The organism is Shewanella hafniensis (assembly GCF_019655335.1).
GTDB lineage: Bacteria > Pseudomonadota > Gammaproteobacteria > Enterobacterales > Shewanellaceae > Shewanella > Shewanella hafniensis.
The window spans coordinates 16,826-28,788 of sequence record NZ_BPFD01000062.1 but is presented as its reverse complement, the minus strand read 5'-3'; the positions used below and the strand labels follow the sequence as shown (position 1 = coordinate 28,788).

Sequence of the window (11,963 nt, the reverse complement as noted above, 5' to 3'; positions counted from 1 at the left end):
CCCCTAAAAAGCGCCCACCCGCACGCAGGGTAAAGAAGATCGTCAGGGCATAAGCGGCCAAGGTGGTGTAATCACCTTGATAGCTTTGCAGCAAGGTCGGCATCCACACGTAAATCGCCACTTCGGTGGCAACATATAAACCTATCGCGAGCGAGAACCCTAATGCATAAAGGTTTTTCATCATCTTAAAGGTGCTGGCAAGGTTAATGGCATCCGTCGAGGAACGTTTGATTTGCGGATAATCCGCCCGATAAGCTAACCAACACAGCACTAAACAGAAGCAACCCGCCCCAAAATACAGATACTTCCAAGAGACGCCGCTGATCAGTAAATAACTGACGATGGCCGGCCCTATCATGGCGCCGACACCAAAGTAGCCCTCTACCGTATTCATAGTGCTCGAATGCTGTTTTGAGGAAGTCGAGATATCGCCGATAAGCCCGAGTGCGCCGGTTTTAAAGACGCCAATCGCCGTGCCGACAAAGGCGAGTAGGAACAAGAAATAGTAAAACGATTCCCCCAGTGCGAACATAAAACAGGCGAGCGCGAATAATAATAACCCCAATAGAATGGTTAACTTACGCCCAATCTTATCCGCCAAGAAGCCTAAAAATAATCCACTCATTGCGATAAAAATCATCGGCATATAATGGAAAGCACTGGCCTGCGACATGGACAAACCAAACTGGGATATCAACTCAGGAATAATGACGCCCACGGCATCTGAGGTCATAGCGAACATGAAAAACATTAAATATGTGAGTACCCGAATACGGGTGTGATTGCGGTTATCGCAACCTTTTGAATCACTTACCATACCATTTCACCTTATCGTTATTATACCTACTCACTCTCAGCTGCTCAGTAACCGCATGCTGAAAGGGTTTCGGCTTTTGTGTACAGCAGTGAGCCAGCCTCCCCCAAAACTTGAGACTAACTCAAAAATCCAACAAACCACTTGAATAATGTTTCATATTGGTTAAATATACAACTTAATCGATTAAGTTTAGTTGTGCAATCAATTAACGATTGCCATAAACCTTTACTCTAAAAAGACAACTCAAGCGTGGGCAAAGTATGAAAAACCAAGTGCAACTGATCACCTATGTCGACAGAATTACCCATGCCGGGCTCAAGGAGCTCAAAGCGCTACTCGATGACGAGTTGCAAGGTCTATTCGGCGGCGTACATCTTTTGCCTTTCTATTTCCCCATTGACGGCAGCGATGCGGGCTTCGATCCGATAGACCATGTGCAAGTCGATTCACGCTTAGGCAATTGGGATGACGTTAAACGCATTGGTGACGACTACGACATCATGGCCGACCTTATCGTTAACCACATGTCCGCCGAATCGCCAGAATTTAAAGACGTGCTCAAGCACGGCAAACAATCGGCTTACTGGGATTTGTTTTTAACCAAAGACAAGGTATTTCCTGAGGGATTAAGCGAGCAAGATCAAGCCGCTATCTATCGTCCGCGTCCGGGCAGTTGTTTTAGCACTTACACCTTAGCCGATGGCTCGACCGAAGAGTTTTGGACCACCTTTACCCGCAATCAAATCGATATAGACGTTCATTCCGCCGCGGGTAAAGATTATTTAAACCGAGTGCTGGCGCGTTTCGACCACAGTAAAGTGAATCTGATCCGCTTAGATGCTGCGGGTTATGCAATTAAAAAGCCCGGCACTAGCTGCTTTATGATTGAAGAGTCCTTCGAGTTCGTGGATAAGTTAGCTAAGCAAGCCAATGAGTTAGGCATGACAACCCTAGCCGAAATCCATTCGCACCACATGACTCAGGTCGAGATCGCCAAACGGGTCGACATGGTGTACGACTTCGCCCTGCCACCGCTCATCCTGCACACGCTATTTAGCCAAGATTGCCAAGCTTTGACCCATTGGCTGGAAATGGCGCCGCGCAACTGCATTACCGTACTCGACACCCACGACGGCATCGGCATTATCGACGTCGGCCCTATGGATGGCTTGCGCGGATTATTGACCGAAAATCAAATCGATAATCTGGTTGAAACCATACATGGCAACAGTAAGGGCGAGAGTCTACAAGCCACAGGCGCGGCCGCCAGCAACGTCGATTTGTATCAAATCAACTGCACCTATTACGATGCCCTCGGCCAGAATGACTTAGATTATTTGATGGCGCGGGCGATTCAGTTTTTCGCACCCGGTATTCCGCAGGTGTACTACGCGGGTCTGCTGGCTATTCCAAACGATATGGATCTGCTCAACAAAACCCATGTCGGTCGCGATATCAATCGCCCTTACTTGAACCGTGAAAAAGTGCAGCAAGCCATGCAGAAACCTGTCGTTAAGGCGCTGACTAAACTGATTAAACTGCGTAATAGCAGCCCAGCCTTCGATGGCCGATTTACGATGGCATCAGCAGAACGCACGTTAACCTTATCTTGGACAGCGGCCGAGGCTCAGGCGAGTCTCACCCTCGACTTTGCCAATAAAGATGGCCAAATCATCCTTTTAGATAAGCAAGGTAAAGAGACACAAGTGTCGTTATCAAGACTGCTGGCTCAAGCATAAGCTTGCGTTCCTGTTCGGGCTTGAGCTTGGGTTTAAGTTCAAGCTAAGCGGCATAGTTTTGAGATAGCAAAAAGGCGCATTCATTGCGCCTTTTTTAGTTAAAAGATGTAGCGATTAGCAGCTCTTACCGAGACGTAATTCATAGCCCAAGACTTCCGCATGCACGGCGTCACTAACAAACATTTGCGCCGCTTTGCGGCCCTTCTGCTCAGAGTATTGATAGACGGTCGTTAACGGCGGATTTGAACGTGTGCCTTCATCTATACCATCAAAGCCCACTACTCGCACATCTTCAGGAACACTCAGCCCCATGGCCTGCGCCTCACCGAGCACACTCAAGGCGATTAAGTCACTCATGCATAAAAATACATTCGGCCGTGGAGTCGAATTCAACGCTTCTTTTGCCGCTATCGCCGCATAGTCGGCATTGCTCTCGGGGATATTCCAAATGCGGTCCTGCCCCAGTACAACGCCCACTTCTTCAATCGCTTGCAAGTAACCCTGTAATCTTTGATGGGCAACAGAGGTGTCGATTTCTAACAAATTCAAATCATACACACGGCAAGTTAAGTGGGTATCGAGCAAACGTAGCCCCAAAATGGCCACATTGTCCGCGGGCGACTGCAATGCCAGTTTCGCCACTTCATAGGCAGCTAACTTATTGTCTATGCTCACAGATGCATTGCGGTGGATATCAAAATCGACCGTGACGACCTTTTTCTTTACCTGCTTTAATTGCTCGGCCAACAGGGCATTGCGCGGGCGACCATAACAAATAAAGCCATCCACAAAGTCGGCCACCGCATTCACGCTGTCTGAGCTGCCCGAAAACAGCAGCAAATTGAGTTTTTCTTGCTCCAATACCGAAGCCACACCCTTCATAAATTTACTGGCGACGGGATCGGACACCATGTATTCCACGCTGTCCGACAGCACCAAGGCGACAGTATCGAACTTGCCCTTACGTAGGGATTGAGCCGCTTTATTTGGCCCGAAATACCCAAGCTTAGTGCAGGCGGCCAAAATGTCGTTACGACGTTTTTCCGATAGTTGGTCGGGGCGATTAAACGCGTTCGATACTGTGGCATTAGAGACACCCAACTCGTTGGCTATGCTCTTTAGGGTCCAGTGTTTTGTTGTTGTCATGCTTATGTCCTGGAATCGAATAAGGCCACAAAAATACGGCTCAGCGCAAATAGTACACGGCTTAAATGGGTCGTGCACCTGCAAATCTAGGCTTAATGCGCAGTTTCGCTATCGTGATCTTTTAATGCCGTCGCAGGAGATAGAAAACCGACTATCGCGGCACACAATGCCACACCCGCGGCGGCCATAAATCCATATTGGAAGGCGTGATGCACCACCTCTGTCGGCAATGTTTTAATCGCAGCGATGCCAAGTTCAGAACCCGTGAGTGGTAACAGACTATAAAGCAGCACACTAAACAGCGCAGTACCAATAGCGGCGCCCATAGAACGGCACAGCGACACCATGGCCGTGATCTGGCTGAGTCGCGCCTTGCCCGACACGCTCTGCACCACAAGCTGCACACTCGGCATCACAGTACCTAATCCTATTCCGACCAACACACCTAAGCCGCCGATCACATTGGCATTAGGCGGCACAAAGCTAATCAATAACAAGCCAATAAAAGCTAAACCCATACCAAAGGTCGGCAACCACTTAGGCGCGACATCTTTGCTTAACAGTCGCCCAGCTATTGTCGAGCCAGTGACAATACCGAAGGTCATAGGCAAGAGCAGCAAACCGGTTTTGGCGGGATTGGTGTGTAAGCCCACCTGCAGATAAATCGGCAGGAAGAAAATCATCGCAAACAAACAGGCCGCAAACAGCGCCGCCGTCAGTAATGGCATATACACGGCCTTCTTCGCCAGTAAATCGAGCGGTAGAAACGGGCTCGCCAATCGCCGTTCCCACAATAACAAGCCTAAAATGCCTAACACCACAAAAACGGCAAAGCCTAAGCTGGTCGCAGAAAGCCAAGCAAACTCTTGTCCCGCCACAGATAACCAATATAAGAGTGCGGTGATAATGGTTGGAAACAAGACCACGCCCACTAAATCAAACTTGCCTTGGCGTACGGGTTTAACGCTGCGCTTATGCAAACCGTTAAGTCGCCATACCGCCAGCATGGCTAGTGGAATATTTGCCCAAAATAGCCAATGCCACGAATAAGCGTGCACCACAAAACCGCCAATGACAGGGCCACCGACACTGGCGAGGGTAAACATGGCGGCAAAATAGCCTTGGAAACGCGCCCACTGCCGAATGGGGACTAACTCACCAATCAAGGATTGAGACAAACTCATCAAGCCGCCACCGCCCATGCCCTGCAAGATACGTCCGGCGATCATATGATCCATAGTGCCCGCACTCGCCGAAACGATGGAGCCCAGCGCAAAAATTACTATGGCGATCATCAGGATTTTCGCGCGACCGAAGTTATCCCCTAACCAGCCATAAATCGGCACAGAAGCGGCCATTGCCAGCATATAACCGATAGTGATCCACGAAGCTTGGCGCAGGCCGCCAAGATCTTCAACTATGGCAGGCGTCGCCGTGGCGAGTAAGGTTTGATCGACCGCCGCCAAAAACATGGGCAAGAATACGGCCGAGAAAATGGCGAGAAAAACAGAAGTCGGTAAAGGGTCACTCTGGGATAACGCAGGCCCTAAGGACATATTGTCTCCGCTAACTCATCAGCCCAAGTACATAAAAGAAAGCGCATAAAAGAAAGTGCATAAAGAAGATGTGCTAAATTCGCCTTGCATTCCAATACTTAGACGCCCAATAACTGTTATGCAGGCTCGAAATCTTCACCCCTTGGCTAGTGGAAACATGGAGAAAATTATCGTCGCCCACATAAATGCCGACATGGTGCGTGCTCCAACCTGTCTTGAAAAATACCAAGTCGCCCTTGCGCAGTTGATTTCGCGGCACAGGTTTCCCTAGGGCTTGCTGTTCTTCAACCGTGCGCGGCAGCGTCATACCCAACATCTTCTGATAGGCAACCGACACAAAGGCCGAGCAATCTATGCCCCGCTTAGTGCCACCACCTAAACGATAGGGCACACCGCGCCACTCAGAATGCAGTTCGGAGATATTGCTATCGTTCCAAACCGAGACAGGTTCAACTTGCTTTACCACAGGCTTAGGTTCTGGCGCGCTCGCACAAGCGCCAAGGCCTAAGGCTAAGATAACTATCAGTAATCGTTTCATAGCTTCAAACTCATTGCAGGCAGATTTCACAGTAACGTAATTTTGAGTTTTTATCAGGTAAATTCAGGGCGGCTGGGGATCAAAACACCCCAACACCCGCGCACTCTAGCAGACTAATCTAACCCAAAGCTTAAAACTATAACGCCGTCCACAATAAACGCACGCCCACCAGCACCATTAAAATCAAGATGATGCGTTTAAATAACCTGTCGTTAATTTTATCTTGAATAAACAAACCTAGCTTTACCCCTAACCATGCCAGCGGCACCAGTAGCAGAGAAACTAAAATATTCTCTTGGTTAATCTGCCCAAGCAAACTGTAGGGGACAAGCTTGACCAGATTCACCACAGCAAAAAACACCACTGCCGTGGCTAAAAACTCCGCCTTAGCCAAGCGCAGCGGCAACAAATAAGCGTTGAGTGGCGGCCCGCCTGCATGGGCAACAAAGCTAGTAAATCCCGCAGTTAAGCCACACAAGCGTCCAACCAGAGGTGAAGGTGATGCTTGGGTTTTATCCCCCAGAATCAAACCATACAAACCAAAACCGAGGGACACACAGCCTAAAATCGCCCGTAAATATTCTTCATTCAACCTATCAAACAACAGATAAGCGATAAAAATACCCACTATCGCCGCGGGCAGTAATATCCATAAATGACGCGAATTATGTTGCCCCCACCAAGAACGTACGCTTAAAAAATCCATATAAATCAGCAGTGGTAACATGACTGCCGCCGCTGTAGCAGGGCTAATGGCCAGCGCCAATAGCGGGACAGTTAAGCCGCCCACGCCACCCGCAAAACCGGATTTAGAAATCCCCGTAATCAATACTGCGGGTATCGCCACCAACCAAAAAAGAGGGTCCGTTAACATCAACACATCCTGAATAACGCCTTATGGCTATCAAGTTACCTGTTGTTGAGGTGATAAAAAAGTAAAAAATCCGCAGCCATTTGGCTGCGGATTTTTTATGTTAGCTTTTGGCTAAAGAGGAAAAGCTTAGCTTACGCCTATGCAGATTCGGCCGTCATGCTCACTAAGCGCGGTGTACTCTTAGTCGCTTTCTTGGCTGACGCAGGAGTTTTAGGCTCTGGCAAACGTATGGTTAATGACATCACTAACGCCACCACCAGCAGGACTAGAATCACGTTGAAGGTCGCAATAAAGCCACCGAATAACGAGGCGACAATCGAACCGATAATACTGCCGACACCAAAACCTAAGTAGATAACCCCATAGTTTTTAGTCAGATTATTCAGGCCGAAGAAGTCGCTCACCAGTGAGGGATAAACAGTAATAGTGCCACCAAAACTAAAGGCAACGCAGGCAACCGCGACGAAGAACAAGTTTGCATTCAAAGGGATAAACAACAGTAACACCATACCAACTAGAGTGATGATCTGCGCCAGCGAAATAACCCGAATGCGGGGGATTTTGTCTGACAGTATACCCAGCACTAAACGACCACTGAGGTTCGCCATGGCAATTACCGCAACCGCATTAGCGGCGACCAGTACAGGCAAGTCGACCATCTTCTCGCCGATATCTTTCGCTACACCAATCACATACAAACCACTCATACAGGCGGACAGGAACATCAGCGCCAACATCCAGTATTGTGGCTTACGCATGGCTTCAGCGAGGGTGAAGTCGCGGCTTTCGGCTTGCTGACTTGCGGCTGATTGTGCTGGCGCATCTTTCATCAACATGCCGCCACACAAAACTAGCGCCATGGCGATTAACCCCCACAGTTGGAAGGTGGTTTCAAGGCCGGTATTTTCGAGTAACAGCACGTTGATGTACTTAAATCCAAGGCTACCTAGACCATAAGCGCCAATCGCTAACGCCGAAATCAGCCCTTTGCGTTCGGGGAACCACTTCACGCAGTTAGACAAGGTCATCAAGTAGCCAGTGCCATCGGCAAAGCCCACTAAAATCCCGGCACACAGGTAGAGCATCATCAAGTTACTGGCTTGGGCAGTGAGTAAGAATCCCAGCCCGAGTAATAGGCCTGCACCTAAGGTGACATTACGCACGCCGAAGCGTTCCTGTAATTTGCCCGCCATGGAAGAAGCCACGGCCAAAGACAAACTCAGCAAACCAAATACAAACGCCACTTGGCTGACAGGCTCGTCGAGCTTAACGGCCAACTGCGCATTGAACAGGCTCCAAGTGTAAACTGAGCCGAGTGCAAACTGGGTGATAATAGTACCAACTAAGGTCAGGTACCGAGTACGGTTCATCTCTTTAGTCATGATGCATCTCGCTTTAGGGGATCAGGAATTGAGTCCACTATAAGAGAGATGCGATTCGCGCCGATCAATTAAGGCATGAAATACAGATCTGCAGGAATGAATGACAATTACAGCCTCATCAGCTGTCGAAAAGCCTTAATATTACTACGGCTAACGGGCACCTCGAACGACAAATCATGCAACCTAATCAGGTAAGTGCTATTGAACCAAGGCACGATTTCGCGGATCTTGTTGATATTGACGCAATAGGAACGGTGACAGCGGAAAAAGCCCTCGGCGGGCAAGCGGCTGACAAACTCGCTAATGGTCATCTGCATCACATAACGGTCGGTGCGGGTGTACACATAAGTGAGTTTTTCATCGGCCTCGGCATAATAAATTTGCTCGCAGGGCGTAACGATAATCCGCTCACCCTTGACTAAGTTCACGGTACGACTGGCATTACTCGCCGCTTCATGTTGCGGCTTTGGCGCTTGTCGCCCAACTTGCTCAATTTTCTGCAATAAGCTGATGATCCGCGGCTCATTATAGGGTTTGAGAATATAATCGAAGGCTTCGAGCTCAAACGCTTCTACCGCAAATTCTTTATGGGCAGTGACAAACACCACATGGGGAGGATGGGTCGATTTATGCAGATTCTTCGCCAGCAATAAGCCATCGATGGACGGAATTTGGATATCCAAAAACACCACATCAACCTCATGATCCTGCAGATATTTAAAGGCCTCCAAGCCATCCTCAAAGCTTGCCACTATGTCTATCTCACTGTGGCTCTTCACTAAATATTCTAGCTCCTCACGGGCCAGATATTCATCTTCAACTATGATGGCTTTTAACATACTTGCGCCTCATTTTCCGGTAAATAAAAGCTGACTTCAGTCCCCGGCTCCAGCCGTTTAAGCTGCAGCCCTTCGCCGTACAATAACTTCACCCTCTGGTGCACATTCGTCAGTCCAATACTACTGCTTTCTATACGACCCGCAGCGACGCCATCTATCACCTCTTGGCTGATGCCATAACCAGTGTCACGCACGGCCACGCAAATGCCAGCATCGAGTTTTTTCACTTCTATGGTCACTCTGCCCGGCGCACTGCGCGGCTGAATGCCGTGCAAAATGGCGTTTTCCACCAGCGGCTGCAACAGGAGGCAAGGTACACAAAAATGCACATCGTCAACATCGAAGATCACTTCAAGCTTGTCGCCAAAACGCGCCTGCTCAATGGCCACATAATCACGGACTTGTTTCACTTCTTCTTGAATATCAATTAGCTCATCGCCTTTAGCTAAGTTATAGCGCAGATAATCGGCCAGATTGGCAATCAACTCCCGCGCCTGCTGCGGCCGAATACGGATCAAAGAAGAAATCGCATTGAGGGCATTAAACAAAAAGTGCGGGTTAATCTTGCTCTGCAGCGCAGTGAACTCCGCCTTACGGGTCATCTCTTGCAGTTGCTCGATACGCGACACTTCCATCTGGGTCGAAATCAACTGCGACAAGCCCACCGCCATCTCTCGTAGCGAGCTGGTAATCCGATAGTTATTGCGATAATAAATCTTCAGCGTACCGCTTACCGTGCCGTTTTCACGCAGCGGGATTATGATGACCGAATGAAAGTCCGATAAATGATATTGGCGTAAGTCGTTGTTAATAATGTTTTGATCTAGCTCTATCGCCCTTTGCGTCATCTCACTAATCGCTTGATGACCATCGACCTCGTAGTAATCTTTGCCAACGCCCATATAGGCTAATACATCGCGAGTATCAGTAATCGCCACGGCATCGGCATGGATCTCATTACGGATAACAGCGCACACTTGCTCTAAGGCATGGCGGTCAATTTTGCGGAAGAAAGGTAAGGTTTTGTTGGCAATATCCAGCGCGAGCTTGGCCTGCTTAGCGGCAATAAGCTCTTTCTCATCGTCGAGGTCCTGCACTAGCTTAATAATCAGTCCGATACACACAGTGCCCGCAATCATGGGATAGGCAATGTGACTGACTATCTCAACGCCCACCTCGTGTGGCTCTGTCAGCAACCAAATCAACAACATGGTCAGCGTTTCGCACAACATGCCCGCCACAATGCCATAAATCCACAACTTAGATTTGGGGCATTTATAATAAATCCAGGTCGCCATAAGGCCGGCAATAATGCTGGCGATTAAACACGGAATCGAGGTATCACCATCCATATCAATCAGATATCTATGCAGCCCAGACAGCACGCCCGCGGGAATACCAACCCAAGGGCCAAATAATATCCCGCCGGAAATAATCGCGATAATCCGCACGTTGACCAACGCGCCTTCAACCTCAATGCCGGTATAAGTACTGAACACCGCAAATAAGCAAAATATCGCCGCCACAGAGACCAGCTCTGCGGGAGTGTGATTACGCTTTTGGAATAAACGCTGGAACGGTCGAGTGCGGGTTAAAAAGAACAAGGTCATCAGCATCAAGGCTGCCCGTTCAAATACCGCCAGTAACATCATTTGATTTTCGAGCACGCTTTCCCCTTTGCAGATCTGACTTAACGCGTGAAGGATAAAAATCACCGAGACTAACCCAGAACTCATCCGCTATTACGGCTCGAGTAAAACATCAAACGCTAATGCCCCACATAAATACAGGCTTGCTAAAGTAAAGGACAGCAAAAACTCCCATACACGCGGCCTCAGTCACAGATTCACGTTTGAATTGGGTTAACAAAGTCTATTGAAGGACGATTTGCAAAATCCACGGGAATACCCGAAGCTAAAACCTTCGGCTCAAATACAAGATGAGATCTAAAACCAGTTCAGCATGCCAGATAAACACTAACTAAGTGTGTCCTCACCAAGGAATAAGGAGCGAACATGAGTGAAGTTCAAGCACAGTTTTATGGTGGCCCTAAGGAATGCCCAATTGAAAATGGCCGCATTCAAGTTCAACGAATTTCCCCTAAAATCAGTGATGTTGGCGGCATTCCCGTCGCACGGGCTATTCCACAAAAAGAGCGTCGTCTTATCGGCCCTTGGTGTTTCCTCGACCATATTGGCCCAGTCACCAATGGCCCTGAGCTAAACGTTAGCCAGCATCCACATATTGGGCTACAAACTTTTACTTGGATGCTCGAAGGCGAAATCATGCACAAGGACAGTCTCGGCAGCGCCCAAGTGATCCGCCCTAAACAAGTTAACTTGATGACCGCCGGACACGGTATCGCCCACACCGAAGAGTCCGTAGCAGGCCATAGCACTCTGCACGCGGCGCAGCTGTGGATTGCCCTACCGCTTGAGCATAAAGACACAAGCCAGAGGTTCGATCACTATCCTGAACTCCCGACGTGGCACAATGCGGGCGTTGATTTCACTCTGCTGATTGGCCGTTGGCAGCAGCAACAGGCGCCCACATTGCACTTCTCGCCGATAGTGGCGATGGATTTATTTGCCGCCGAAAACACTGAGCTTACCCTGACTCTCGACCCGAGTTTTGAATACGCCCTCATGCCACTCGAAGGCTTTTTCCGTATCGATGACCAAAGTTTCAATGATAATGATCTCGCCTATCTGGGCATGTTACGTGAAAGCGTCACAGTCGAACTCGACGCGGGTTGTCGCATACTGTTGATTGGCGGCGCACCACTGGCCGACCCTGTCAGTATTTGGTGGAATTTTGTCGGCCACAGCAAAGACGAAATCGCTAAAGCCCAAGCTGATTGGGAGGCCCACTCGACACATTTTGATACTGTGCCCGGCTATAACGGCAAGCGCTTAGTGCCACCGCCGATACCTTGGTGATCTTCAGCTAAATAATGGCAGGCAAATACTTGATAGCTAGCCCATTAGCGTCAATCCGATAACTGCCCACGCCTAGGATGGCTTACCCCATGAGTCTATGTGGTAAGCCTGATTATTAGCTCGCAGCTTGATA

General features: G+C 49.0%; 10 protein-coding genes. 2 read left to right on the top strand and 8 right to left on the bottom strand.

All coding sequences use genetic code 11. The annotated features are described in order from the left end of the window. Window positions 1–817, bottom strand: an 817-nt coding sequence (locus K5Q99_RS16280) for an MFS transporter (RefSeq protein WP_220777439.1), incomplete at its 3' end; no start/stop codon positions are given. Between the two features lie 260 nt (window positions 818–1,077). Here K5Q99_RS16280 and gtfA point away from each other — a divergent pair. Beyond that, complete coding sequence (gene gtfA, locus K5Q99_RS16275; RefSeq protein WP_220777438.1) at window positions 1,078–2,556, top strand: sucrose phosphorylase; 1,479 nt, start codon at window positions 1,078–1,080, stop codon at window positions 2,554–2,556. A gap of 114 nt (window positions 2,557–2,670) precedes the next feature. Here gtfA and K5Q99_RS16270 read toward each other — a convergent pair whose 3' ends face one another. The 7 genes from K5Q99_RS16270 to K5Q99_RS16240 all read right to left on the bottom strand — a co-directional run bounded on the left by K5Q99_RS16270 (window position 2,671) and on the right by K5Q99_RS16240 (window position 10,558). After that, window positions 2,671–3,702 (bottom strand): LacI family DNA-binding transcriptional regulator, encoded by a 1,032-nt coding sequence (locus K5Q99_RS16270; protein WP_011848244.1) that lies wholly within the window; start codon window positions 3,700–3,702, stop codon window positions 2,671–2,673. Window positions 3,703–3,794: 92 nt separating this feature from the next. Further along, a complete protein-coding gene (locus tag K5Q99_RS16265) occupies window positions 3,795–5,258 on the bottom strand; it encodes an MFS transporter (RefSeq protein WP_220777437.1) in 1,464 nt (487 codons plus the stop codon). Between the two features lie 73 nt (window positions 5,259–5,331). Next, on the bottom strand, window positions 5,332–5,796 hold the full coding sequence (locus K5Q99_RS16260; RefSeq protein ID WP_220777436.1) for an NlpC/P60 family protein: 465 nt from the start codon (window positions 5,794–5,796) through the stop codon (window positions 5,332–5,334). A 136-nt stretch (window positions 5,797–5,932) separates the two neighbouring features. Next, the gene (locus tag K5Q99_RS16255; RefSeq protein WP_220777435.1) at window positions 5,933–6,670 is read right to left on the bottom strand and encodes a sulfite exporter TauE/SafE family protein; all 738 of its coding nucleotides are present in this window, start codon (window positions 6,668–6,670) and stop codon (window positions 5,933–5,935) included. A gap of 137 nt (window positions 6,671–6,807) precedes the next feature. Next, window positions 6,808–8,052: an L-lactate MFS transporter gene (locus K5Q99_RS16250; RefSeq protein ID WP_106648689.1), complete on the bottom strand. Its 1,245-nt coding sequence runs from the start codon at window positions 8,050–8,052 to the stop codon at window positions 6,808–6,810. Window positions 8,053–8,159: 107 nt separating this feature from the next. Further along, window positions 8,160–8,891, bottom strand: coding sequence for a LytR/AlgR family response regulator transcription factor (locus K5Q99_RS16245; protein ID WP_011620892.1), 732 nt, complete (start codon window positions 8,889–8,891; stop codon window positions 8,160–8,162). Further along, window positions 8,885–10,558: a sensor histidine kinase gene (locus K5Q99_RS16240; RefSeq protein ID WP_269801902.1), complete on the bottom strand. Its 1,674-nt coding sequence runs from the start codon at window positions 10,556–10,558 to the stop codon at window positions 8,885–8,887. Before K5Q99_RS16240 ends, K5Q99_RS16245 begins: the two co-directional genes overlap by 7 nt. Before the next feature lie 348 nt (window positions 10,559–10,906). Here K5Q99_RS16240 and K5Q99_RS16235 point away from each other — a divergent pair, with 348 nt between their 5' ends. After that, window positions 10,907–11,830 (top strand): pirin family protein, encoded by a 924-nt coding sequence (locus K5Q99_RS16235; protein WP_220777434.1) that lies wholly within the window; start codon window positions 10,907–10,909, stop codon window positions 11,828–11,830. Window positions 11,831–11,963 lie beyond the last annotated feature (133 nt).

Coding starts and splice junctions, on each gene's coding strand:
- gtfA (WP_220777438.1), top strand. CDS start 1,078: ATGAAAAACCAAGTGCAACTGATCACCTATGTCGACAGAATTACCCAT.
- K5Q99_RS16270 (WP_011848244.1), bottom strand. CDS start 3,702: ATGACAACAACAAAACACTGGACCCTAAAGAGCATAGCCAACGAGTTG.
- K5Q99_RS16265 (WP_220777437.1), bottom strand. CDS start 5,258: ATGTCCTTAGGGCCTGCGTTATCCCAGAGTGACCCTTTACCGACTTCT.
- K5Q99_RS16260 (WP_220777436.1), bottom strand. CDS start 5,796: ATGAAACGATTACTGATAGTTATCTTAGCCTTAGGCCTTGGCGCTTGT.
- K5Q99_RS16255 (WP_220777435.1), bottom strand. CDS start 6,670: ATGTTAACGGACCCTCTTTTTTGGTTGGTGGCGATACCCGCAGTATTG.
- K5Q99_RS16250 (WP_106648689.1), bottom strand. CDS start 8,052: ATGACTAAAGAGATGAACCGTACTCGGTACCTGACCTTAGTTGGTACT.
- K5Q99_RS16245 (WP_011620892.1), bottom strand. CDS start 8,891: ATGTTAAAAGCCATCATAGTTGAAGATGAATATCTGGCCCGTGAGGAG.
- K5Q99_RS16235 (WP_220777434.1), top strand. CDS start 10,907: ATGAGTGAAGTTCAAGCACAGTTTTATGGTGGCCCTAAGGAATGCCCA.